21 protein-coding genes are annotated in these 23,793 nt (G+C 44.9%); 11 read left to right on the top strand and 10 right to left on the bottom strand.

Features of this window, described 5'->3' with window-relative positions; all coding sequences use genetic code 11:
- Nucleotide 1: 1 nt before the first annotated feature.
- The gene (locus tag ACWPOD_RS09785; protein WP_005377871.1) at nt 2-232 is read right to left on the bottom strand and encodes a glutaredoxin family protein; all 231 of its coding nucleotides are present in this window, start codon (nt 230-232) and stop codon (nt 2-4) included.
- Between the two features lie 138 nt (nt 233-370).
- Between ACWPOD_RS09785 and ACWPOD_RS09780 the strand changes: the two genes are divergently transcribed.
- On the top strand, nt 371-886 hold the full coding sequence (locus ACWPOD_RS09780) for a YgjP-like metallopeptidase domain-containing protein (protein ID WP_104969347.1): 516 nt from the start codon (nt 371-373) through the stop codon (nt 884-886).
- Nucleotides 873-2,000 (top strand): 23S rRNA (adenine(1618)-N(6))-methyltransferase RlmF, encoded by a 1,128-nt coding sequence (gene rlmF, locus ACWPOD_RS09775; protein ID WP_134646781.1) that lies wholly within the window; start codon nt 873-875, stop codon nt 1,998-2,000. Before ACWPOD_RS09780 ends, rlmF begins: the two co-directional genes overlap by 14 nt.
- Before the next feature lie 71 nt (nt 2,001-2,071).
- On the opposite strand, the gene ACWPOD_RS09770 is transcribed toward rlmF, so the two are convergent.
- The 6 genes from ACWPOD_RS09770 to ACWPOD_RS09745 form a co-directional block, all read right to left on the bottom strand.
- Nucleotides 2,072-2,392, bottom strand: coding sequence for a hypothetical protein (locus tag ACWPOD_RS09770; protein ID WP_005397755.1), 321 nt, complete (start codon nt 2,390-2,392; stop codon nt 2,072-2,074).
- A gap of 70 nt (nt 2,393-2,462) precedes the next feature.
- Complete coding sequence (locus ACWPOD_RS09765) at nt 2,463-4,055, bottom strand: S41 family peptidase (RefSeq protein ID WP_456231843.1); 1,593 nt, start codon at nt 4,053-4,055, stop codon at nt 2,463-2,465.
- Nucleotides 4,056-4,416: 361 nt separating this feature from the next.
- On the bottom strand, nt 4,417-5,181 hold the full coding sequence (locus ACWPOD_RS09760; RefSeq protein ID WP_258680938.1) for a transcriptional regulator: 765 nt from the start codon (nt 5,179-5,181) through the stop codon (nt 4,417-4,419).
- A gap of 30 nt (nt 5,182-5,211) precedes the next feature.
- Nucleotides 5,212-5,886, bottom strand: coding sequence for a GntR family transcriptional regulator (locus ACWPOD_RS09755; protein WP_085343198.1), 675 nt, complete (start codon nt 5,884-5,886; stop codon nt 5,212-5,214).
- A gap of 152 nt (nt 5,887-6,038) precedes the next feature.
- A complete protein-coding gene (locus ACWPOD_RS09750) occupies nt 6,039-7,571 on the bottom strand; it encodes an aldehyde dehydrogenase (NADP(+)) (protein ID WP_456231842.1) in 1,533 nt (510 codons plus the stop codon).
- Nucleotides 7,572-7,592: 21 nt separating this feature from the next.
- The gene (locus tag ACWPOD_RS09745; protein WP_456231841.1) at nt 7,593-8,594 is read right to left on the bottom strand and encodes a 4-hydroxyproline epimerase; all 1,002 of its coding nucleotides are present in this window, start codon (nt 8,592-8,594) and stop codon (nt 7,593-7,595) included.
- Nucleotides 8,595-8,703: 109 nt separating this feature from the next.
- Between ACWPOD_RS09745 and ACWPOD_RS09740 the strand changes: the two genes are divergently transcribed.
- From ACWPOD_RS09740 to ACWPOD_RS09710, 7 genes are all read left to right on the top strand, one after another.
- Entirely contained in the window at nt 8,704-9,960 is a 1,257-nt protein-coding gene (locus ACWPOD_RS09740) for an NAD(P)/FAD-dependent oxidoreductase (RefSeq protein ID WP_456231840.1), read from the top strand.
- Between the two features lie 123 nt (nt 9,961-10,083).
- On the top strand, nt 10,084-11,157 hold the full coding sequence (locus ACWPOD_RS09735; RefSeq protein WP_456231839.1) for a polyamine ABC transporter substrate-binding protein: 1,074 nt from the start codon (nt 10,084-10,086) through the stop codon (nt 11,155-11,157).
- An 87-nt stretch (nt 11,158-11,244) separates the two neighbouring features.
- A complete protein-coding gene (lhpI, locus tag ACWPOD_RS09730; protein ID WP_456231904.1) occupies nt 11,245-12,219 on the top strand; it encodes a bifunctional Delta(1)-pyrroline-2-carboxylate/Delta(1)-piperideine-2-carboxylate reductase in 975 nt (324 codons plus the stop codon).
- A gap of 56 nt (nt 12,220-12,275) precedes the next feature.
- Nucleotides 12,276-13,190 (top strand): dihydrodipicolinate synthase family protein, encoded by a 915-nt coding sequence (locus ACWPOD_RS09725; RefSeq protein ID WP_456231838.1) that lies wholly within the window; start codon nt 12,276-12,278, stop codon nt 13,188-13,190.
- 73 nt (nt 13,191-13,263) lie between these two features.
- Nucleotides 13,264-14,385, top strand: a complete 1,122-nt coding sequence (locus ACWPOD_RS09720) for an ABC transporter ATP-binding protein (RefSeq protein ID WP_456231837.1) — start codon at nt 13,264-13,266, stop codon at nt 14,383-14,385.
- A complete protein-coding gene (locus ACWPOD_RS09715) occupies nt 14,382-15,662 on the top strand; it encodes an ABC transporter permease (protein ID WP_258460588.1) in 1,281 nt (426 codons plus the stop codon). Before ACWPOD_RS09720 ends, ACWPOD_RS09715 begins: the two co-directional genes overlap by 4 nt.
- 2 nt (nt 15,663-15,664) lie before the next feature.
- Nucleotides 15,665-16,513, top strand: coding sequence for an ABC transporter permease (locus ACWPOD_RS09710; protein WP_005393492.1), 849 nt, complete (start codon nt 15,665-15,667; stop codon nt 16,511-16,513).
- Between the two features lie 120 nt (nt 16,514-16,633).
- Here the strand turns inward: ACWPOD_RS09710 and ACWPOD_RS09705 are convergent, their stop codons facing one another.
- Nucleotides 16,634-17,068, bottom strand: a complete 435-nt coding sequence (locus ACWPOD_RS09705) for a hypothetical protein (protein ID WP_150918561.1) — start codon at nt 17,066-17,068, stop codon at nt 16,634-16,636.
- Between the two features lie 445 nt (nt 17,069-17,513).
- Between ACWPOD_RS09705 and ACWPOD_RS09700 the strand changes: the two genes are divergently transcribed.
- Both ACWPOD_RS09700 and ACWPOD_RS09695 read left to right on the top strand, forming a co-directional pair.
- Entirely contained in the window at nt 17,514-18,047 is a 534-nt protein-coding gene (locus tag ACWPOD_RS09700) for a hypothetical protein (protein WP_012841894.1), read from the top strand.
- A gap of 350 nt (nt 18,048-18,397) precedes the next feature.
- Nucleotides 18,398-20,842 (top strand): collagenase, encoded by a 2,445-nt coding sequence (locus ACWPOD_RS09695; protein WP_456231836.1) that lies wholly within the window; start codon nt 18,398-18,400, stop codon nt 20,840-20,842.
- A gap of 159 nt (nt 20,843-21,001) precedes the next feature.
- On the opposite strand, the gene ACWPOD_RS09690 is transcribed toward ACWPOD_RS09695, so the two are convergent.
- Both ACWPOD_RS09690 and ACWPOD_RS09685 read right to left on the bottom strand, forming a co-directional pair.
- The gene (locus tag ACWPOD_RS09690; protein WP_456231835.1) at nt 21,002-22,798 is read right to left on the bottom strand and encodes an aminopeptidase P family protein; all 1,797 of its coding nucleotides are present in this window, start codon (nt 22,796-22,798) and stop codon (nt 21,002-21,004) included.
- Nucleotides 22,798-23,790: an ABC transporter ATP-binding protein gene (locus tag ACWPOD_RS09685; protein ID WP_104974192.1), complete on the bottom strand. Its 993-nt coding sequence runs from the start codon at nt 23,788-23,790 to the stop codon at nt 22,798-22,800. Before ACWPOD_RS09685 ends, ACWPOD_RS09690 begins: the two co-directional genes overlap by 1 nt.
- Between the last annotated feature and the right edge of the window lie 3 nt (nt 23,791-23,793).

Here is a 23,793-nt window from a genome sequence, read left to right as displayed (position 1 = left end):
ACTAGTCGCCTTTGTACATCTTCTCGAAGTTCTTTGGGTTCCAGCCAATCATTACCCGATCACCAATTTTTAAAACTGGCACTGAACGAGCACCAAGCGCATCAAGTTCTTTGCGACCGCGTTGCATCTTAGCATTGCACAAACGATAGTTAATATTTTTCGAATCCAGATAACGTTGAGCATCTTTGCAGTGAGGGCATTTGTCTTTGACGTAAAGGACGACACGTTTCATTGAGTTTCTCTCCATTATCATTGGGAGGCGAAGTTTAACGGCCTTTCACCATAAATGAAAGGCGAAAGCTAAGGTGAAACTGTCCTTTATCTCAGGTATATTGAGCGCCTTTATTTTGTCATAACAGACGTTAATTCTATGCATCCGTCACTTCGATACATTCAAGGCTACCCACAAAACATCGTAGAGCAGGTGAGCTCATTGATAGCGAGTGGCAAGTTTGTTCCTTGGTTCGAAAAGCGTTATCCCGATAGGCACCAAATCAAAAGCGAAAGGGCGCTCTATGAGTACGCCATGGCAATCAAAAACTGCTACATGAAGAAAGCCGCGCCAATCAGTAAAGTTGTCTACGATAAGAAAATTCACGCGGTAAACAACGCGCTTGGTTTGCACAGTGTAATCAGTAGAAACCATGGCGGTAAGCTGAAGTCGAAAAACGAGATTCGCATTGCCAATGTATTTAAGGATGCGCCCGAGCCACTATTAAGAATGCTGGTGGTACATGAGTTGGCGCATACTCGTGAGAAAAGCCACGACAAGGCGTTCTATCAGCTATGTTGCTATATGGAGCCTGAGTATCACCAACTCGAATTTGATGCTCGTTTGTTTATGATTTACCTCGATTTAAAAGCGAATTTGAATGAAGAACAATAATCACAACGCGAAGCAAGCAAAGCCAAAGGCTTCAAAGGCGGCTCAGAATACAGACGCGAATAAAGCCAAGCCGAAGCGTGTTAAAGACAAAGTTGCGCGCAAATCTCCGCAGCCTGCAGGAAAGAGCGAAGTCGAGTTTATTAAAATAGCGAAGAATGGCTTGCATGAGCGTAATGTTCATCAAGGTCGTTACGATTTTAAAAAACTTGTGGAAAGTGAACCACAGTTAAAGCCATTCGTTATCAAAAATCCGAAAGGGGAAGACTCCATAAACTTCTCTGATCCTAACGCTGTTAAAATGCTCAATAAAGCATTGCTTGCTGCGTATTATGGTATCGAGTTCTGGGACATTCCCGACACCTACCTTTGCCCACCGATTCCGGGCCGCGCTGATTACATTCACCGAGTGGCAGAGCTACTTGATGGTGAAGTAAAAGGTCAGTACACGCACCAAAAAGTGAAAGCGTTGGACATTGGCGTGGGAGCAAACTGTATTTATCCGATTGTTGGTGTAACAAAATACGGTTGGCACTATACGGGCAGCGATGTCGATCCAAAATCCATCCAATCGGCTCAAACGATCGTAGAGCACAATCGTGTTTTGACGGGAAAAATTGCACTAATACAGCAACACAATGATGCCAATATTTATCGAGGTATCATTCAACCGAATGATCGTTATGATGTGACGACATGTAATCCGCCATTCCACCGTTCGGCGGAAGATGCCGCTATGGGCAGCCAGCGTAAAATCGATAATCTAAAAGCAAACCAGCGTAAGAAAGGGCTAAAACCTCAAACCGCACAAGTAAAGACAAGTAAGCCTGCGTTGAATTTTGGCGGTCAAAACGCTGAATTGTGGTGTGAAGGCGGAGAAGCGGCGTTTATCCGAAAAATGGCGAATGAAAGCCAAGCTTTTGCTGCGCAGGTCTTGTGGTTTACAACACTTATATCCAAAAAAGACAACGTTCGCCCGATGCGCAAGCAGCTTGAAAAATTGGGTGTGAAAGCCATTCGTGTGGTTGAAATGAGTCAAGGACAGAAAGTGAGCCGCTTTGTAGCTTGGTCATACATGGATAAACAACAGCGTAAAGCATGGATTGAATTAAAGTAACATTGACCGTTTCACGCTGAGCAATAAAGTAGAAAGCCCGCTGATATCAGCGGGCTTCTATTTTGGGAGATCTAAAACTTAATGATGGGCTCACAATCTAGTGAACTGAGAGAGACAAAAGTATCTGTTTTGGCATAGTATAAGCCACAGGTTTCACCTCTTATCTGCAACGTATATTGGTCTGGAAGATCCGTATAGCTGCCATCCAACAGTTGATTGTTGTTCCCTTTTACTCGTCCTTTTTCAATCAACAAATGCGGTGAGGATTCAAATACGTTATTTGCGATTCTAGGTGCTGGTGTCCCTTGGATTTCTGCGATCGCGTTTTGAATCTCTATGACTGTTTCCGGAGAGTTCTTTTTACTCAATGCTTCAACGGGTTCTTGTGACATAGCTTGGCATCCTATCAAAGAAATTGAAGTACCTAAGAAAAGCGCAACCCGAATCAGCATTCGTAAAAAGTTAGTTGATCTCAACATGAATTGCCTCTGTTCGTAGCGGAGAGCGAAGATCGCTTAACTCCGGAGATGAAATGTTACGCGGCATGGCGTTGAAACTTGAAGGGGAGACTGGCGGACAGGTTCCCGTTTCCATGTAGTTTAGTGCCGCAGAAAGCATACCTTCAGACGGATCGCCTAATGGTTTTGTTAGGTCGTCATTGACCCAGCAACCTTCCACTCTATTGTTTAAGCCTAGCTCGGTATTGATTTGGCTCTTTGGAGTAGGAATAAAACCATCAGAGAAGTCGCCAAATTTTTTCTCGTTCGCTGACTTGAACTGAATAGTGTAGTACATAGTGCCGCAGTTTTGTTCTGCTGAGAACCCATACGGTTTACCTGTGGTTGTTGAGCCTATTTGGATAACCTCAACATCAATGCCGCGCAAAGCGTTGATCAACAGTTCACTTGAGGAAGCCGTGCCTCCTGAAGTCAGCACATATACCCGCTTTTTGTTCAGTGTCGGCAGCATTTGGTCCGAATACTTTTGTGCTGCCCAGTCTATTGCTAGATTCGTAAAGCGATAGATGTTATCCCCATCTTTAATGGTACGCATCACTTTGTCGTTGTGAATCAACTCACTGAAGACTCGGTTCTGACCAGCACCGCTTAGCATGTAGCCTACTTGCGAGGACTGAAGTACTAAGCCACCGCCGTTGTAACGTAAATCAACGACGATCTCGTCAACATTCTCTGCCGAGAGCGTACTGAACGCCTCAATAAGCGGGGCTTGAGCGCTTGGTTCAAATGAGTTGTATTGTAGATAGCCAATTTGCATACCATTGTGTGCGATCACTTTGGCATTTTTAACTGGAGAAGTCATGACATCAGAGGCGGTAAGCGTCACGGTTTTCTCTAGGCCGTCAACACTCTCAAATGTGAAGGTGTAATCTTGATTGATGTCAGGGTTAAACAGCGTTCTATTAATAAAATCAATGTCGGACTGACTACCGGTGTTAACCACATCAATATTATTGATTTTCAGAAGCTTATCACCACGAGCAATGCCGCTTCTATCAGCTGGAGAGGCTTCTTCAGTATAGGAGATACGAACGTCTCTAGGTTGTACGCCACGTAGGAATGCCCAGTTAAAACCAAACCCAGCGACTAAACCAGATTGCGATGATTTCATCTCATCTTCATAAGGGACGGTAAAGTGGAAGCGATCTTTCGGTTTACCAGTCGTGGTAGTAGCAGAGGTGACCAGTGTGTTGAAGTAATCCGTCACGGTTTTGTAGTTTGCTGGATTATTATCAGGAACTTCGTCATACCAAAGGTAAGTTTCGTTAGTAAAAGCTCTTAAAAAGAGTTTTTCGTGTAAAGCAGAACCTAATTTATCTGGATAGGCGGCATAATTGTTATATGGGTCTCGACCCACTCGTGGGGTTTCACATTGGTTGACAAACGAGCTTGATGGTTGGCTAAAATCACCGGCTTTCCATGTTGGTCCGGTTGCGCTGCTAGTTGACGGAGTAGATGAACCATCACCGCCGCCACCGCCACAACCTTGTAATAATGCGAGAGTGACTGCCGTTGTTAAAGAATACTTAAATTTCACTTTTCTATGTCCTTATAAATAATAGAATTATAATTATCTGTTTTGCTTTTTTATTAGCTAGATGAATGTATTAATTTAATTTGTTCGTCTGCAAATTTATAGTTAAATAGTGTGAGGTAAATAACGTAAAAAAGTTGTCTTTTATACTTAAGCTAAATTAGTCATTACTTAAGTTTTCTGTCTATTTCAAAATAGCTAACAAGACCATTAGTAAGTGTGAAATTAAGACAAGCTCTTAGTTGACGAAGCGATGCTCGCTAAATAAAAAATCAGAATTAGATTCAGGAAACGCTTTGAATCAATAGTTTGGTAGGGATATATGATGTTATCTGGGATTTGTTTGATTTATTTATCTGATGCTTTAACTTAATTTAGTGAGTTGGGCGACGTGCTTTAACAGGCTTCCATCAATATCCGGTAAGTCATCTGCGAAAAATATCTGAGCGCCAGGAGTGCAGCGCATTAATATATTTGTTAGTTCACCTTCGTTGTTGGAAGTGTTAACTGCGTTAAGTTTCGCTAATTTATTACAAAGCTCGTCCTCTATTTGCACTTTTTGCTCTTCGGTGAGCCTAATGCGACCTATACATACACCTGGGTTGATGTTATGAGAAAGCGACTCTTGTTGAAATCGCTCTTTGAATAAGGTGTCCAATGCGGTACCTTCTTCCATAATAAATCGACGACCAGAACGGTAAAATAAGCCGTCTCCGAAGTTCTCCACATACCCTAGAATTTCCGCGATACGCAAATAGAATCGCAAGCTTGTATCAGAAAGTCCGTAAGTATGGGCTATCTCTTGCGGTTTAATATCACGAGAAGTCAGCATATAAATAAAATCAAGTAAATAAGGATGCTCAACGAAAAGGGCGCTCTCTTCATCTGTTAGCATTTGCTCGTTTTGGTGCTGAAGCTCGTTGGCTAAGGTTGCGAGTTCGATGAGATCGGTATTCAGGTAGTTCAGATAAATAAGTACTTTATCCAAACCTAAAGCCGGATTATGTAGGTGGCGTTTAATACTAGATAGAGGGATGCCACTTTTCTCTGACAAGGAATTGTAGCAAAGCCCTTCTTCTTTAATCTTTTGTCGTAGCGCTGCGAGTAAAAACTTTGGTCCAACATTCATCCTTGAATATCACCTTATTCGTTATTCCGTTTACTGGCTGATATTTTGCCTTTCAAGCAGCAGGTTTCGAATCGCTGTGCCTGCTTCTAGAATGTGTTTTTTCAGCAGATACTTGGCGCCTTCTATATCGCGATTTTTGCACATGTCAAACAAGCTTAAGTGCTCTTCTTCTGCCTTTTTAATGCCTGTTGTGAACAATAGCTGCATACGTATGTATCGGTCACACTTTGTGTTCAAGTTGTAAATGACGTCCATAGTTTCAGGCATGTTGGCTGGCGCATATAGGGCTTTGTGGAACTCGTAGTTGTAGTTGCTCCATTCTTCTACTTCGTCGCCACTGTTCACTACTGACTCGAAACGTTCGCGAACTTCTCGCGCGCGTTCAAGGTCAGCGTCTGTCATATTTTGAATCGCACGCTCTAAAATGTGGCATTCCACGACAGCGCGCAGTTCAAATAGCTCATTGATTTTCTCTGGAGATAGCTCAGTGACCGTCGCACCTTTGTGAGGTTCAAAGCTAACGAGTCCTTGTGCTTCCAATTGAACTAACGCTTCACGCACAGGAATTCGGCTAACATTAAACTCTTTTGCTAACGCATCTTGACGTAAAGGTTGACCAGTTTTTAACTCGCCCTTCAAGATCTGAGTTCGAATTGCTTCCTCAACGAGCTGAGTGCGCGTTTTAAAAACAGGTTTCTGTGACATTGAAGTCTCCCGTTAAATTAATATTGTATCCAATCCATTTTACTTTAGTAGTTTATTGTTTTTCTGGCACAAACCAACTAGGAAAGAAGGTTTTGAGAAGTAGAGTGAAATAAAAGGCATCAGTTGATGCCTTTTTGAGCCATTTGGTGAGCTTATTGGGACACTCTGCCGTCTATGGCGCGTTGAATACCCAGTGGGTTTGACGCTTTTAATGAATCCGGCAATAAAGATTCTGGTAAAGCTTGATAAGCGACGGGACGCAACCAACGATGAATAGCCTCCGCTCCGACAGATGTTGAGGCAGAATTGGTTGAAGCAGGATATGGTCCACCATGAACCATAGCGTAACCAACCTCGACGCCAGTTGGCCAACCGTTGAATACAATGCGTCCCGCGATTTCTTCCAAACTTGGAAGCAGTTGCTTCGCTTGTTCTTCGTCTTCAGCGGTAGTGTGAAGGGTTGCGGTGAGCGAGCCAGTCAGTGAATCACTCAGTTTCAACATGTCTTCGAAATCTTCACAGGTTACGATTAACGATTGAGGGCCGAATATTTCTTCCTCCCATTGCGGGTTTTCACGCCAGTTTTTACTGTCCGTCACGAACAGTGCTGGTGAGACATTGGTCGATTCTGCTTGTTCAGAACGAGCGACGTTAATGCCTGTTTCGGAAGCTCGCTTGTTAACTTCTGATTCATACGTTTCTCGGATTCCTTGCGTTAGCAAAGTGGCCGTTGATTGTTGTCGAATTAACCCTTGAGCAGTTTCGATAAAGGCTTGCGTTTCTGGGCTATTCAAGACAAATACAACGCCGGGTTTTGTACAAAATTGTCCACAGCCCAAAGTCATAGAAGCCACAAACTCTTCAGCCAATGATGCGTTTGCTCGTATGGCTGAAGGGAGAATAAATGTTGGGTTAATCGCCCCTAGTTCGCCATAGAAGGGGATTGGCTCTGGTCTTTGCTGAGCTAGGTTAAACAGCGCACGGCCACCACCGACTGAGCCTGTAAAACCAACCCCTTTAATTTTTGGATGGGTAACGAGTGCTTGGCCAAGTGCGCGTTTGTTGCCTTGCAATAGCGTGAAGATGGCTTGCGGTAAGCACTCTTTCTCAAGTGCAGCCTCAATACACTCAGCAACAAGTTGACTGGTGCCAGGGTGGGCGGTATGGCCTTTTACAATCACAGGACAGCCAGCTGCCAGTGCCGAAGCCGTATCACCACCTGCCGTAGAAAATGCGAGCGGAAAATTAGACGCACCAAACACGGCGACAGGGCCAATTGCGATTTGCTGACGACGAATATCTGGTTTCGGCAGTGGTTGACGGTCTGGGTTTGGCGTATCGAAAATTGCTTGATGGTGATTACCCGAGCTCACAACCTCGGCAAATAGTCGTAATTGGTTGGCGGTACGTCCTATTTCACCGCTTAAACGTGCTTCGGGAAGGGCAGTTTCTAAATGACCACGAGCAACGATTTCTTCACTCTTCACTTCCAATTCAGAGGCGATAGAGCAAAGTAAGCTCGCTCGCTTTGCATTGCTTAGTTGGCGAAACTCACGCGCAACGCTTTGGGCGGTTGAGGCTGCTTGATTAACTTCTTGCTCCCCATGCACCGGAAACTCTGTGGGTAGAGGCTCACCAGTAAAGGCGTTGACTGCGTAAAAAGTGGTTGGTTCTTGTGGGTTCATCATTCTTCCTTACTATCCTTATTACTTTACTTCAAATCCGTACGCATATGGGTCTTCATCGTCTACCCATATCGTGTTGTGACCATATACTTGTGCCCATCCTTCAATACTTGGCAAAATAGCGGCTTTGCCATTTACTTCGGTGATGCCTTCTATACGTCCTTGAAATAGGCTGCCGATGATACTTTCGTGAACAAAGTCTTCTTCTTGATTGAGTTTGCCTCTTGCATGCCATTGCGCCATGCGTGCACTTGTTCCCGTACCACATGGCGAGCGATCCAACGCTTTGTCGCCGTAAAACACAGCATTTCGAGCGGTGGCGTTTTCTTGAGTAGGCTCTCCGGTCCATAGCACGTGCGAAACACCGCACACTGTTGGATCTTCTGGATGTACGCATTCAACCGCTCGAGATACCGCTTCGCGAACTTTTGGTGAAAGCATCAAAATTTCATCTGGAGAGTAGTGTTCAAGTCCGGCGTAGTTTTCTTGAGGATCGACGATTACGTAATAGTTTCCGCCATAAGCAACATCGACAGTGAGCTCACCTAAGCCCTCTATGTCCACGGTTACGTCTTGGTGGGCAAGGTAAGCTGGTACGTTAAATATCTTTACCGACGTGACCTTGTCACATTTTGTTTGGTAGTGCACTTCGATTTGTCCTGCTGGGACATCAAGTATCAAACGACCTTCTTTTTTGGGAGTGATAAGGCGATTCTCGATAGCGGTGGTGACGGTTCCAATGGTGCCGTGGCCACACATTGGTAAGCAGCCACTGGTTTCAATAAACAGAATTGAAGCGTCTGCGTTATCGCTGCAAGGAGGCAAGACAACTGACCCCGACATCATTGAGTGTCCGCGAGGCTCAAACATGAGTGCCTGACGAATCCAATCATAATGCTCAAGAAAGTATTGGCGCTTTTCGCTCATGGTATTGCCTTCGAGTGGAGGCACACCGCCTGCGACCAGCCTAACTGGGTTGCCGCAGGTGTGGGCATCAATACAGAAAAAAGTTCCTTGTCTCATTTTTCGCTCCTTGCTGAAAAAATGGTTGAATTAAACAATAGTGATGTTAACGTAATGTAAAATATATTGTATACAATCTACGTTTTCAAGTGTGACTCGGAGCATATTTATGTTGGTCAAGGATGAAACCAAAAAGGAAAGGATCGCCGTGATAGGTGCGGGGATTATTGGCTTATCAATTGGATTGAAATTGCAGCAGCAAGGTTATCAAGTCACGATTTTTGATCCCAATGGCGTGGGGAATGGATGCTCTAAGGGAAATGCAGGCCATATCGCGACTGAGCAAATCTTCCCTCTTGCAACGCCAGCGCTGCTTCTACAATTACCTAAAATGCTGCTAGATCCCAAAAGTCCGGTTTCGATCCGTTGGCAAGATATTCCAAACACAATCGGGTGGATGATTCGTTTTCTATTACAAACAAAGCCATCAGCCGCGGAGCGGGCAAAAAACGCGATTAAGAGTCTTAACGAGCGGTCAGTGGCAAGTTGGCGTGGCGTGCTTGATTCAATCGGAAAAGCACATCTAATAAAAATGAATGGTTCATTGCTCACTTTTGAAAACGAGAAACTGTTTCAGAATTATCAAAGCACGCTTAACTCAATGGCTAAAAACGGTGTGACGCATCAAGTTTGGACACAAGAGGAGATTCGAGAGCGGATACCTGATCTCAGCCATAAGGTTCGTATCGGAGTCTTTTTTCCCGAAACCGGTCATACGCTAGACCCTTATCAGCTCTGTGCTGAGCTAAGTGAAGCCTTTGAAGAGCTTGGCGGTAAGGTTTTACAAAAAGGTGTATCTGCGTTGGCGAAAAATGGCGATGTGCTGGTTGAGTCTCAAACACATTCATTTGACCGAATCATTGTTGCCGCTGGTGTACATTCTAAGCCTTTGATACGGCAGCTAACCGGAGTCAAAGTGCCGATTCAAGCCGAGCGCGGTTATCACCTAATGGTGGACGACAGGCGTAATGTATTGCCTTTTCCTATTAGCTCTGCCGATAGAAAATTCATCATGACTCCGATGTCTGGTGGGCTACGCTTGGCAGGCACTGTTGAGTATGCCGATGTAGAGTCACCACCCAATATGAAACGTTCAGAAATGCTTTTTCAGTTAGGTGATGAGATGTTTGAATCTGGGTTAGATCCACTCAAGCAAGGAGAAAAGTGGATGGGGAATCGGCCTTCAACAGTCGACTCGTTACCGGTTATTGATAGCATTTGGGATGGAAATGTATTACTGGCATTTGGCCACCAACATCTTGGATTAACTCAAGCGGCGATTACAGCAGATCTCCTTTTAGAGCTTATCGAAGGAAAGCCGACATCGATTGATCTTTCACCTTTTTCACTACAACGATTTACCTGAAAAATTTAATATTAAATATTGTATAAAATATATTAAATGCTAATGTTAACTTAATTTTAACAAAGCTGGTATCCAACAGCCGTACTCGGATGCCTCCAGAAGAACAACCAAAAGGAGTAAAACATGTCACGAATGACCAAAGCACCATTGGCGCTGTTGATTTCAGGAATGCTGTTGGGGACCTCTGCTTATGCTGAAGACAAATTGACGGTCGTATCTTGGGGTGGTGCATTCACAAAGAGCCAAGTGGAGGCATATCACAAGCCTTTCATTAAAAAAACAGGTGTTGAGATCGTATCCGAGGATTTCAGCGGCGGATTAGCCGAAATTAAAGCGCAGGTGGAAGCGAACAACGTGCGCTGGGATTTGGTGTCTCTCGACAAGCCGGACATTGTTCGTGGTTGTGCCGAAGGGTTATTAGAACCAGTGAACCCAAGTATTTTGCCTCCGGGCGCAGATGGAACACCAGCACAAGAGGATTTCATTGATGGTGCGATTCACGAGTGCGCAATCAATACCATCGTTGTGTCCACAGTATTAGCGGTGAACGAAGACGCGTTTAAAGGTAAGGTTTTGCCTAGCAAGTTGACCGATCTTTTTGACCTAAAAACTTTTCCAGGTCGACGTGCATTGCAAAAACAACCTCAGGGTAATCTTGAGTGGGCACTATTGGCTGATGGTGTAAAACCAGAAGAGGTCTACAGCCTGCTCGAAACCGAAGCGGGGCGTGAGCGTGCGTTTGCTAAGTTGGATACGATCAAATCAGAAGTGCTGTGGTGGACAACAGGTGCCCAGCCACCTCAAATGCTTGCTGACAAAGAAGTGGTGATCGCCTCGGCTTTTAACGGCCGAATTCACAATGCCCGTAAAGATGAGGGTCAACCATTTCGGATTATATGGGACCGTCAAATGGGTTACATGAATGGATGGGCGATACCTAAAGGTAGTGAGAACACAAAGCTTGCATTGGATTTCATCGCTTTTTCTTCAGGAACAAAACCATTAGCTGATCAAGCTAAGTACGTTGCCTATGGGCCTGCGCGTAAGTCGTCTTCGGCGGAAGTGAACCCAGACATTTTAGCGAACCTTCCTACCGCACCTCAAAACTTCCAAACCGCCTTCCTGATTAACGATGAATGGTGGTCAGACTACGCGGATGAACTAAATGAAGAGTTTAATACTTGGCTGCTTAACTAGGCGTTAATTTGTGTGTGGGGCCGAGTTTTCATCCATAAGCGAGGTTCCGTACTTTTCCTCAACTGTATTTATGTTTTCGGAGAAATGATGAAAGTCATCGAAGCACAGCAAGTCGCGCAATGTTTAACAATGAAGTCTCTTATTGAAACGATGCGTGAAATGTACTCGCGGCCAGCGACAATACCTCAACGCCGAGTTATGCCCTTAGAAGAGGGAGAATACGAGGCGTTTGCGCTACTTCCAGCTTGGAACCAGGAGTTGATTGCGGTGAAAGCCTTTACGTATTTCCCGCATAACCCTGAGCAAGGCAAAGATACGCTTGCATCTAAGCTGCTTGTTTTTAGACGAAACGATGGTGAGCCGCTCGCACTCGTGGACGGTAAAGTTTTAACGTTTTGGCGCACCGCCGCAGCTTCTGCGTTGGCAGCGGACTATTTAGCGCGTCCTGATGCCGATCGTCTGTTGATCTGCGGAACGGGCAATCTTGCGCCTTATTTTGCGTGGGCATACGCTGCGGTTCGCCCACTTAAGCAGGTTTATATTTGGGGGCGTAACTCAGATAAAGTCGAGGCGACGGTAGATGCCATTGTGTCATCTTCAGAGTATCAGTCGCTTCCTGATGAGCGTCGGTTTCGCGTTTCAGTCGTAGAAAAAGTGGACCACGTTATCAAACACGTTGACATCATCAGCTGTATTACTGCATCAGCAGAGCCTTTGTTTAATGGCGCAGACGTGCAGCCGGGCACCCATATTGATTTGGTCGGTAATCATGACTTGGACAAGCGTGAATGCGACTCTAAAGCAGTGCAACGAGCGCAGGTGTATGTCGATAGCCGCATTAACGTATTAGCCGAAGCGGGCGATCTTCTCATCCCAATGCAAGAGGGCGTGTTCACGTCAGACGATATCAAAGGGGAATTACCGCAGCTTTGCGCCCAACAAATCTCAGGACGTCAAAACGATGAGGTCATTACTTTATACAAATCAGTTGGCAGTGCTTTGGCTGATTTGGCCGCTGTAAAGGCGGTGTTGTTAGAAAATGGCATAGATAGCCATGCCTGAGCATTTTTGCTCGTTTATTTAAATTGCATACAATATACATATAAGGAAAGTAGTTCATGAAAATTGATTGGAAAGGTGTTTATCCGGCGGTCAGTACGCAATTTCGTCAAGATCAGTCAATCGACTTAGACGCAACGCAAACCGTTATAGATAACCAAATTAAAGATGGTGTGAATGGCATTATCTGCTTGGGTACCGTCGGTGAGAACTGCGCGTTGTACCCGGAGGAGAAACGCCAGGTCTTGCAAGCGGCAAAAGAAGTCGTAAATGGCCGTGTGCCTTTGATTGCTGGTACAGCAGAGTCTATTACCACAGCAGTTGTTGATTACATGCAGGATGCGTACAAAATTGGTATCGATGGTTGTATGGTGATGCCTGCCATGGTTTACCGCACGTCTGAGAGCGAAACGTTCGAATATTACCGCACGCTAGCAAAAGCAACGCCAGAAATGCCAATCATGATTTACAACAACCCGGTTGCTTATGGTGTCGATGTAAACCTCGATATCATGGCGAAACTGGCTGAGTTTGAAAGCATTGTAGCTATTAAAGAGTCGACCACTGATACTCGTCGTATCACTGAGCTTTACAATAAATTTGATGACCGCTTTACCGTGTTCAGTGGTGTTGATGACATTGCTCTTGAATCATTGATGCTAGGCGCGACCGGCTGGATTTCTGGTTTAACCAACGCATTCCCAGAAGAATCCGTCGCGATTTATAAACTGGCAAGCCAAGGTCGTTATGCTGAAGCGTTAGAAATCTACCGTTGGTTCTTACCGCTACTGCGTTTAGACACCATTCCTACGCTGGTTCAATGCATTAAACTGGCCGAGCAAGTCTGCGGACGTGGATCTGAACAAGTTCGTGCGCCACGCCAACTTTTACAAGGTGAAGAGCGTCAACAAGTCATTCAAATGGTTGAACATGCGTTAGAAACCCGCTTAGACCTATCCAAATACAATCTGTAATTGTGCTGTTTAGTAGAGCGTTAACTGACGCTCTACTCATTCGTAATATTCAAAAAATGAGAAGAGGGAAGTCATGAGCACGGAAAACAAGGACTATGTCAGCTTTCAACACGTTAAGAAAACCTACGATGGCACGAATTTGGTGGTGAAAGACTTCAACTTAGATATTGCTCCTGGAGAGTTTGTTACTATGTTGGGGCCGTCAGGATCGGGCAAGACCACTTGCTTGATGATGCTAGCTGGCTTTGAAACCGCGACCGGTGGAGACATTTATATTGATGGCGTTCCTGTTAATCATCTCGCGCCGCACAAGCGCGATATTGGTATGGTGTTTCAAAACTATGCGTTGTTTCCACATATGACCATTGCTGAGAATCTTGCGTTTCCTTTAAAGGTGCGAAAACTCGACAGTGACACGATTCAAAGCAAAGTTCAGAGTGTATTAGAAATGGTCGAGCTTGAGCATGTTGCGACTCGATACCCAAAGCAGTTATCAGGTGGTCAACAACAGCGTGTTGCGCTAGCGCGAGCATTAGTGTTTGAACCTAAACTCGTGTTGATGGATGAGCCGCTAGGCGCATTAGATAAGCAGCTGCGTGAGCAAATGCAGATGGAGATTAAACATTTGCATGAAAAGCTTGGTATCACCATTTTGTATGTGACGCACGATCAAGACGAAGCTCTCACTATGTCCGACCGTATTGCGGTTTTTAATCACGGCGAAGTGCAACAACTCGCGACACCAACCGAGCTTTATGAATCTCCGAGTAATACGTTTGTGGCGCAGTTTATCGGAGAAAACAACCAACTCTCAGGTTTAGTCAAAGAGTGGAACGGAAAGTATTGCCAAGTGCTCGTTGGGAAAGCGTTATTTACTGCGGAACCTGTCAGAGTATCTGAGCAAGGGCAGAGGACAACACTTTCCATTCGACCAGAAAAGATTGTTATTCAACCAGAGAAAGCGTCTTGTGAGAACCAAGTCTCAGGCGTCCTACGAGAATTGATTTATCACGGTGATCATTATCGTCTGGTCGTCGAAGTAGAGAGCGTTGGTCACTTCATCGTTAAAGTACCTAACGATAATCGTAAACACTTGCAGTTAACGCCTGGCTCCATTTGTCGTATTGGTTGGCAAAGTGACGATTGCCATGCTCTTGATGGGACACAAACTCAAAGTAGCGAGGTAGCAGCATGAGTCGAGAGCTAACCGCATTAGATTCTGTATTGGAAATCGAACGTCAAGTTCATCAACAAGAAACCAATCTGAAAGCGCAGTTGCAAAAGGCAGAGCGCCGAAAAAAGCTTCGCTCCATTATGCTCACAACGCCATTGGTGTGTTTTATTCTGCTTACGTTTGCTTTTCCTATCCTCGACATGCTTTATCGAAGCGTGGATAACCGAGAAATATCCCAGTCACTCCCACAAACTATTCAAGCCTTAGAAAGTTGGGATTATCAAGGTCAGCCTCATCAAGAAGTCATTGAGGCATTCTCTGTTGAAGTACTTGCGCTTTATCAAAGCAAAGAGCTACCGAAAATAGCCAGCCGAATGAATATTGAAGTGTCTGGTATGCGCAGCTTATTGATGAAAACAGGTAGAAAGTTGTCTCGTTTGGCGTCGCTGCCGAGCTCGGTGACACAGCTGGCTAAGCTGGATAAGCGATGGGCTAATCCTAAATATTGGGCGGCGTTTAAGAATCTTAGTGGCGCATTAACATTCAGTCATTATCTTGCTGCTCTAGACTTGCAAGTGAATGAGTTTGGAGACATTGAGCCCCAACCAGAAAAACGCCAAATATACGTCGACCTTTTCTTTAAAACTTTTTGGATGTCTATTTCAATCACCTTAATTTGTTTGGTGATGGCGTACCCCGTTGCTTACCTGCTTGCCAATTTACCTGATAAGCGCGCGAACTTACTTTTAATTATTGTGCTGCTGCCATTTTGGACATCATTGTTAGTCAGAACCACGTCTTGGATTGTTCTGCTGCAAAACCAAGGGGTCATTAATGATCTCCTTATTTGGTCGGGTTTTACTTCCGAGCGAATTCAGATGATTCACAATACCTTCGGAACGGTGGTGTCTATGGTTCACATTCTGTTGCCGTTTATGATCCTGCCTCTGTATAGCGTAATGAAAGGAATTAGCCCAACTTATTTCCGTGCAGCTCGTTCTCTAGGCGCGACGCCTTTCATTGCGTTCATCAAAGTTTATATGCCGCTTACGTTACCAGGGATAGGTGCGGGGGCCTTGCTCACTTTCATTCTTTCTATTGGTTTCTACATTACGCCCGCTTTGGTTGGTGGAAGAAGCGGACAGATGATATCCAATATGATTGCCTATCATATGCAGACATCACTGAACTGGGGGATGGCTGGCGCATTGGGTGGACTGCTTTTGTTCGTTGTACTGGTTCTGTTTTATATGTTCAACCGTGTGGTTGGCATTAACAACCTTAAGGTAGGGGGATAACCATGGCATTACCAAACTATGCATCAAAAGTAGAGCGAGTCGCTTACGCAGGTTACTTAGTTTTTTGTGGGTTGGTGCTGTTCTTTTTAATCGCTCCAATTCTGACCATCATCCCGTTATCGTTTAATGCAACGCCTTACTTTACTTTTACCGAGGGGATGCTAAACCTTGATTCGGCAGCGTATTCTACTCGCTGGTATCAAGAAATGTTTACTAGTGATCAGTGGCTGTTGGCGCTGAAAAACAGCACGTTCATTGCTTTTATGGCGACACTCGTTGCAACAGGGCTAGGAACTCTGGCGGCGTTGGGTTTAGCCAGTAGTAATTTGCCTTTTCGCAATACGATTATGGCGCTGTTGATCTCACCTATGATCGTACCAGTCATTATCTCTGCTGCTGCGATGTACTTTTTCTACACACGCCTTGGCTTATCACAAACTTATCTAGGCGTCATTTTGGCACACGCCGCGTTAGGTACGCCTTTTGTTGTCATTACCGTTACTGCGACCTTAAGCGGCTTTGATCATAGCCTGGTAAAAGCGGCGGCTAGCTTAGGAGCAAACCCTGTTTATACTTTCAGACACATTACCTTTCCGCTGATTCGTCCGGGGATGATTTCTGGCGGCTTGTTTGCCTTTGGCACATCGTTCGACGAGGTTGTGGTGGCGTTATTCCTGACTGGGGCAGAACAAAAAACCGTTCCGAGGCAGATGTGGTCAGGAATTCGAGAGCAAATTAGTCCGACCATATTGGCGGTCGCTACGTTGCTGATTTTTATGTCGGTGTGTTTGCTCGTGACTTTAGAAGTTCTACGTAGGCGTAATGTACGCATTCGAGGCATTCAAGAATAACCAAACTTTTTCTTTGTTGCTCGCTATGCACTTTTGTTTAGGGGCTCCTCAATTTTTGACCAAATGCGCCTCATTGTAGGCGCTTGTCTTTTGTGTTTATCGTCAGCGATGACTGACATGTCACTCTTGTAGCTTAATGCCAGCCTGCTCGAAACGTGCCAAAGGCGACTTGTTCGATTGCTGATACCAACTAGCTGGCATGTTTGGTTTAAGTCGGGCTTTTTCTTCCTTGCTAATCACAACATAGTGTAAAAACGCATCAAGTGTGGTTCCCATCACGTCAAACGTCATTTCCCCATCTTTGCTGATGGTTTTCAATAATCCAACGACGGCTTCCTCAGGGACTAACGGTTCAACCACCGCGTTTTTTCGCTCTTTTATTGATGTTGAAGCGGGCAGTCTTGCACGTGCCGTCTCCCAGCAAACTTTGTTGGTTTTACTGACAAGGTTGTGCTTGTAGCAGTAGTAACTGAATAAAAAGCGTGGCAGGTTTTGCCAGCGTTCGGCTTGGACTTCTAACCAAAGGTGTTGTAGCTCGATATCAGCGTCGGTCATAAATATTATGCTAGGTTACCAGAGTAGTGGCATTCTAACGTTTCATCAGTAACCCCGTCTATGATCAGCATAGTCCGATGTAGTATGTTGAAATTTTGGTTCTCAATGAAATAGTGGCTTTTCATTACTGTAAATAGTGAGTGTTTTGTCCAATCTCTGACATTGATATTTGACTTTGGTAGTATAGTGTGAGCGTTTTTGTTTTTATAGTGTCAATTTTATACCGTTACATACTTGGGATTGCCTTTTCTAAAATAAATACTTTTATCAAAGTAACTGTGTGATTTTCATTCAAATAGTTGGTGGTTCTAAGTGATGAAAATTCTGTTTATTACGTTACAATCGAGATTAGGTAGTAATGTGTAGCGTGCTGACGAAAACCTCGCGTCTTCTATCTTGCTTTTTGTGTGCTACTTTTTAGTAAGTATCTTTTGGGTGGATTTTTATGTTTGGAGTTAAAAGAAATGCTGCTATATCTGGCTTGTATCAAGCAAGTGAGTTAAAAGCAAAGCTGTTCTCCAAGGAGTTGGAAATCTTAAGACTTAGGGCTGAGTCTGAGTTTAATAAAGTGCTCGATGAGTTACTAAGAATTAAAGATAACAATACCAGACTACGTGAAAGTGGACTTATTGATAAGCTCGAGCAAGAAAAGTCTAAGTGGAACAGCGGTCAGCTTAAAGATATCGAACAGCGCATAAGTAACGTTGAGCTCTTTATCAAGGATTGTGTTTTATATATCAGCAACATTGAAACCCAATTCGCTAAAGATAGCGACTCAGGTTATGGTGAATTGAGTTGCCGTGCTCTTGAAGATGAATTGGAAACACTGTCTTTTAGTAAGATCCTTAACGCATCAGCGCATGAGTACTTTTATAATTCTAAAGAGTATGAAATGTACCTTGAAAACACACCAAATACCGAATTTTTGCACGCGTTAAAAGAACAAATTACCGCACTCTTCGACCACAAAGCAGCCTAGAACCTACAGAGTATTAGCCCATTGTCCGATTCCTTCTTTAGGGGCTTTGATTCGCGAATTTTTACCGACCCGCTTTGGAGTATACCTAGCCATTTAACGTGCTGGGTATACCCGTTTAACTACACGTTTCTTCTCTAGCTCATCTCTATTTTTTAACAAATACGAATTTTTAAAGCTCACTCCGTGTTCCTTCTGGTACCAAAAACTGATACCGCCACCCCCAGTTGTTAACAAAATGTTTCTTCTTGTCTTGCGAGTAGATTATATGGAGATGCTCTTGCAGTAATAAGGGCAGTGGCGATGCAAAAGACGTAATGCATCAAAGGAAAACTCAATATAGAAGAAATTAGATGGAACTGAAGATTTTGAGTGTCGCGATTGCGACAACATTAACCAGCACTGGCGTATTTGCGTTAAGCGAGCCAGTTTCTCAAGTTACAGAGCAACATGCACATTCGGCTCATACACACGGTGTTGAATCCAATCGAGTTGAATACCAACCAACCGCAACTCTCCCAATTCAGCCCTCTAAGGCAACTCGAGTACAGTCACTTGAAAGCCTTGATGAGTCGAGCACTGCTTGTGATTTGGAGGCATTGATTACCGAAAGTAGTAACCAATTGATCAGCGAAATTTTAAGTCAGGGCGCGACGTGTGTGAACCAGTTATTCTCTGCTGAAAGTCGGATTCAAGAGTCGGTATTTAGCTCCGATCATATGTACAACATCGCTAAGCACACTACGACATTGGCGAAGGGGTATACAGGTGGCGGGAGCGATGAACTAGAAACGTTGTTCTTATACTTACGCGCGGGTTATTACGCCGAGTTTTACAATGACAACATCTCATTTATTGAATGGGTCACCCCAGCGGTGAAAGAATCAGTGGATGCGTTTGTTAACAACGCAAACTTCTACGAGAACAGCGACCGTCACGGCAAAGTGCTTAGTGAGGTCATCATCACTATGGATAGTGCGGGCTTGCAGCACGTGTACTTACCACAAGTGACCCAGTGGCTTACTCGTTGGAATGATCAATACGCCCAGCACTGGTATATGCGCAATGCGGTTAATGGTGTTTTCACTATTTTGTTTGGTGGGCAGTGGAACGAGCAATTTGTGCAAATAATTGGCAACCAAACGGACCTTGCCAAAGCTTTAGGCGATTTTGCTCTAAGGGCGTCATCAATCGGTGCTGAAGATGAGTTTATGGCCGCGAATGCGGGGCGAGAGCTCGGGCGTCTGACCAAGTATACGGGGAACGCGAGTTCTGTGGTGAAGAGTCAGCTAAGTCGAATCTTTGAACAGTATGAAATGTATGGTCGGGGTGACGCGGTTTGGCTTGCGGCGGCAGACACCGCCTCATATTACGCAGATTGTAGTGAGTTCGGAATTTGTAATTTCGAAACCGAGCTAAAAGGCTTGGTGCTATCGCAAACTTATACTTGTAGTCCGACAATCCGAATTTTGTCTCAGAATATGACGCAAGAGCAACACGCGGCCGCATGTTCTAAAATGGGCTACGAAGAGGGTTACTTTCATCAGTCATTAGAAACTGGTGAACAGCCAGTAAAAGATGACCACAACACTCAGCTCCAAGTCAATATCTTCGATTCAAGCCCTGATTATGGTAAGTACGCAGGGCCAATTTTCGATATTAGTACTGACAATGGCGGTATGTACTTGGAGGGCGACCCTTCCCAGCCGGGGAATATTCCCAACTTTATTGCTTATGAAGCCTCTTATGCGAACGCGGATCACTTTGTCTGGAACCTAGAGCACGAATACGTGCATTACTTAGATGGTCGATTTGATCTCTATGGAGGGTTTAGTCATCCAACTGAAAAAATAGTGTGGTGGAGTGAAGGCATTGCAGAATATGTCGCTCAAGAAAATGACAACCAAGCAGCACTTGAGACGATTTTAGACGGCTCGACGTATACCTTAAGTGAGATTTTCGAGACTACTTATGATGGGTTTGATGTCGATCGAATTTATCGTTGGGGGTACTTAGCTGTACGTTTTATGTTTGAAAATCATAAAGATGACGTAAACCAAATGCTGGTGGAAACACGCCAAGGGAATTGGAGCAATTACAAGGCAACGATCACCCAATGGGCGAATTTATATCAAAGTGAGTTTGAGCAGTGGCAGCAAGCTCTTGTCTCAAATGGTGCACCTAATGCAGTCATAACCGCAAACAACAAGGGGAAAGTCGGTGAAAGCATTACATTTAGCAGTGAAAACAGTACAGACCCAAACGGGAAGATCGTCAGCGTCTTATGGGACTTCGGTGATGGCTCGACAAGTGCACAAACCAAGCCGACGCACCAATATGGGAGTGAAGGGGAGTATTCGGTCAGCTTAAGTGTGACAGACAGTGAAGGCTTGACGGCAACCGCCACTCATACTGTTGTTATCTCAGCGTTGGGCGGTAATGACACATTGCCACAAGACTGCGCGGTGCAAAGTAAAGTAAGCGGTGGGCGCTTAACAGCAGGAGAACCAGTTTGCTTGGCAAATCAACAAACCATTTGGCTGAGCGTACCAGCGGTGAATGAGAGCTCAAATCTGGCGATAACGACGGGGAATGGTACGGGCAACCTAAAGCTTGAATACAGTAACTCCGGTTGGCCGGATGATACTAATCTTCACGGATGGTCAGATAATATTGGTAATGGAGAGTGTATTACGTTGTCAAGTCAGAGTAACTACTGGGGCTACGTTAAAGTCTCTGGTGACTTTGAGAATGCCGCCATCGTCGTTGATTTTGATGTTCAGAAGTGTCGTCAGTAGGGCAGTTTAACTGCATCATTTTAATTTAATTGATCGCCTCGCTAACATCGCGGGGCGTTTTTGTTTTTACGCCGTTATCTCTATAAAAAAACCAGCCCGAAGGCTGGCAAACAAGGAGTTTGAGATGAAAATGAAAACGTTATAAAACTTGCTGATATCCTATTTCTCAATAAGTTGGGTTGTGCTTTGAAGCCAGTTTTTATTTTGCGTATCAAGAAAAGGGCTAAGCGCCTGATAGACACGTGAATGGTAATGATTGAGCCAGTCTAGCTCTGCTTGATCTAGCATTGATAAGTCAAGGGCGTTGGTCGCAATGGGAGCAAGAGTGATGGTCTCAAAACCGTAAAACGTGCCGAACTCATTTTGTTCTACTTCTACAATTTTAAGAATGTTCTCTATTCTTACCCCGTACTCACCTTCGCGATAAACGCCTGGTTCATTAGTAATGACCATACCCGGTTTTAGTTCAACCTCGTGGTGGCTTTGCGAGAAATTTTGTGGGCCTTCGTGAACATTCAAGCAAATGCCCACGCCGTGTCCAGTGCCGCACTTGTAATCAATACCATGTTGCCATAAGACGCCACGCGCCATGATATCAAGATTGGCACCCGTAGAGCCTTTCATGAATCGAGTCTGAGTCAGTCGGATGACCGCTTTGAGCACCAAGGTATAATCTTTGCGCTGCTTAATGGTCGGTGACCCGAAGTGGAAAGTACGGGTGATGTCTGTTGTCCCGCCAAGGTATTGGCCACCAGAATCGACGAGAAAGAAGTTGCTTTCATTGACTACTGCATTGCTTTCTTCATCGGCGGCATAATGCATTTTTGCCCCGTGAGCTGCGAAGCCTGCGATAGTGCGGAAACTGTCGCTCACATAATGTCGGGTTTGACGGCGATAGTGATTCAGTTGTGCCTCAGCAGACAATTCTGTAACGAATCCGCTTGGAACTTGCTCTTCTAGCCAGTTCATAAACCTTACGATTGCCACACCATCATCTGTTAATGCCTGTTCTAGGCTAGTTAGCTCGGTCGCATTTTTTATGGCCTTCATTGCCGTTACAGGGCAAGCCATTGGCTTTAGATTCACATTCCGTTCAATCGAACTCACCAATAAGCTGTCTGTGTGGGTCGGGTTAAAAGCGAGCGATAATCCCTCACATTGCTGATTCAAATACTGACTTACGTAGTTGTAATGGCGAATGTGTACACTCTGCTCGGTCAGCGCTCTTTCAACGTCTTGAGGCAGTTTGGCCTTATCAATAAACAGTGTCGCAAGTGATTGCTCTACGATTAGATAGGCTTCAGAAACTGGGCAGTAATTCGTATCACCACCTCGAATATTCATTGTCCACATGACATCATCTAGCGTTGACACTAATAAGCTATCTACTTGGTTCTCGGTTAACCAAGAACGGATTCTCGCTAACTTATTTTCTGTGTCAACGCCAGCAAAAGCGGTGGGGTGCTCGAATACGGGGGCACTTGGGCGAGGTGGTCTTTCAAGCCAAATCGGTGTGAGCAAATCTAGGTCGAGAATGATCTTAATGTTTTTCGCTTCAAAGGCTTGTTTGAGGCCTTGATAAAAAGCGAAACTGATGGCGCGCCCGTCAACCGCGACAATACTGTTTTCTGGGAGCGTGGTAGCCAGCCATTTGGTAATTGTCGGCGTTTCTGGTTGTTTGGCTTTAAACAGTTCCAGCCCTGTGCCGTGTAACTGTTCTTCAGCTTGAATATAGTAACGACCATCAGTCCACAGGCCACCACCTTGTTGGGTAATGACGACATCGCCTGCTGAGCCGGTAAAACCTGAAATCCAGCTTCGCGCTAACCAATGATCCGCTGAGTATTCGCTGTTATGCGGGTCATTGTTGGTCACGATATATGCAGACACGTTGTGAAAGGACATTGCCTCACGCAATAACGTAAGGCGTTGGTTTACTGAGTTAGTATCGTTCATTAAATGGTTCCTAAAGTCATATTTGAGCAATAGATATGATGCTGCTCCGAGCCTGTTTTTATTGGGTTCTGTTGCCCGCATACTTCTGTGGCTTCTGGACATCGAGTACGAAAAACGCAACCGCTCGGTGGGTTAAGTGGAGAAGGGAGGTCGCCGGGCAGTAGTTGTATTTCACGGTCACGTGCTAATTGCGGATTAGCTATCGGGACGGCGGATAACAGTGCTTTGGTGTAGGGGTGTTGAGCATCATCAAATACTTGATCGTAACGTCCTACTTCCATAGGTTTACCAAGATACATCACCATAACGCGGTCGCTGATGTGGCGCACCACGCTTAAGTCGTGCGCAATCATCACCAGTGTTAACCCCATTTCTTGTTTAAGATCGTCTAGAAGATTGATGACCTGAGCTTGTATGGAGACATCTAGCGCACTAACAGGTTCATCACACACGACCAAATCTGGATTGAGAATTAACGCTCTGGCAATGCCCACACGCTGGCATTGACCTCCGGAAAATTCATGTGGATAGCGGTTTCGCTGGCTCGCCAAGAGACCCACTTTATCCATCATAGCGATGACACGCTTTTCTACCTCTGCCCGTTTAAGTTGTGGCTCGTGGGTGAGCAGTGGTTCGGCGATGCATTCTGAGATGGTTAATCTCGGATTCAAACAAGCGGATGGGTCTTGAAACACCATCTGAAATTCTCTGCGTCGAGAGGAAAGCTCTTTTTTACTAAACCCGCGCATGTCTTGACCTTTCCAAGTCAACTCGCCATGTGTAGGTTCAATTAAGCGAAGTAAGGCGCGTGCAAGCGTTGATTTTCCGCAGCCTGATTCCCCCACAATGCCAAGTGTTTCGCCTCGATAAACATCTAAGTCGATACCATTGACCGCTTTCACGATTTTACGTCGACTTGGAATAAGGTGACGCGACACAGGAAAGTGGACGTTTAAATCACGAGCAGACATGAGGACTTCTTTTTTATTCATAAT

The organism is Vibrio sp. JZG120, from assembly GCF_053890955.1.
This window is presented reverse-complemented; position numbering and strand designations above follow the sequence as displayed.

Excerpts from the sequence above, each read along its gene's own strand:
- ACWPOD_RS09745 (WP_456231841.1), bottom strand. The coding sequence starts at position 8,594 with ATGAGACAAGGAACTTTTTTCTGTATTGATGCCCACACCTGCGGCAAC.
- ACWPOD_RS09770 (WP_005397755.1), bottom strand. The coding sequence starts at position 2,392 with ATGTCACAAGAACCCGTTGAAGCATTGAGTAAAAAGAACTCTCCGGAA.
- ACWPOD_RS09780 (WP_104969347.1), top strand. The coding sequence starts at position 371 with ATGCATCCGTCACTTCGATACATTCAAGGCTACCCACAAAACATCGTA.
- ACWPOD_RS09755 (WP_085343198.1), bottom strand. The coding sequence starts at position 5,886 with ATGTCACAGAAACCTGTTTTTAAAACGCGCACTCAGCTCGTTGAGGAA.
- ACWPOD_RS09740 (WP_456231840.1), top strand. The coding sequence starts at position 8,704 with ATGTTGGTCAAGGATGAAACCAAAAAGGAAAGGATCGCCGTGATAGGT.
- ACWPOD_RS09685 (WP_104974192.1), bottom strand. The coding sequence starts at position 23,790 with ATGAATAAAAAAGAAGTCCTCATGTCTGCTCGTGATTTAAACGTCCAC.
- ACWPOD_RS09720 (WP_456231837.1), top strand. The coding sequence starts at position 13,264 with ATGAGCACGGAAAACAAGGACTATGTCAGCTTTCAACACGTTAAGAAA.
- ACWPOD_RS09735 (WP_456231839.1), top strand. The coding sequence starts at position 10,084 with ATGTCACGAATGACCAAAGCACCATTGGCGCTGTTGATTTCAGGAATG.
- ACWPOD_RS09700 (WP_012841894.1), top strand. The coding sequence starts at position 17,514 with ATGTTTGGAGTTAAAAGAAATGCTGCTATATCTGGCTTGTATCAAGCA.
- rlmF (WP_134646781.1), top strand. The coding sequence starts at position 873 with ATGAAGAACAATAATCACAACGCGAAGCAAGCAAAGCCAAAGGCTTCA.
- lhpI (WP_456231904.1), top strand. The coding sequence starts at position 11,245 with ATGAAAGTCATCGAAGCACAGCAAGTCGCGCAATGTTTAACAATGAAG.
- ACWPOD_RS09705 (WP_150918561.1), bottom strand. The coding sequence starts at position 17,068 with ATGACCGACGCTGATATCGAGCTACAACACCTTTGGTTAGAAGTCCAA.
- ACWPOD_RS09690 (WP_456231835.1), bottom strand. The coding sequence starts at position 22,798 with ATGAACGATACTAACTCAGTAAACCAACGCCTTACGTTATTGCGTGAG.
- ACWPOD_RS09715 (WP_258460588.1), top strand. The coding sequence starts at position 14,382 with ATGAGTCGAGAGCTAACCGCATTAGATTCTGTATTGGAAATCGAACGT.
- ACWPOD_RS09760 (WP_258680938.1), bottom strand. The coding sequence starts at position 5,181 with ATGAATGTTGGACCAAAGTTTTTACTCGCAGCGCTACGACAAAAGATT.
- ACWPOD_RS09725 (WP_456231838.1), top strand. The coding sequence starts at position 12,276 with ATGAAAATTGATTGGAAAGGTGTTTATCCGGCGGTCAGTACGCAATTT.
- ACWPOD_RS09710 (WP_005393492.1), top strand. The coding sequence starts at position 15,665 with ATGGCATTACCAAACTATGCATCAAAAGTAGAGCGAGTCGCTTACGCA.
- ACWPOD_RS09750 (WP_456231842.1), bottom strand. The coding sequence starts at position 7,571 with ATGAACCCACAAGAACCAACCACTTTTTACGCAGTCAACGCCTTTACT.
- ACWPOD_RS09695 (WP_456231836.1), top strand. The coding sequence starts at position 18,398 with ATGGAACTGAAGATTTTGAGTGTCGCGATTGCGACAACATTAACCAGC.
- ACWPOD_RS09785 (WP_005377871.1), bottom strand. The coding sequence starts at position 232 with ATGAAACGTGTCGTCCTTTACGTCAAAGACAAATGCCCTCACTGCAAA.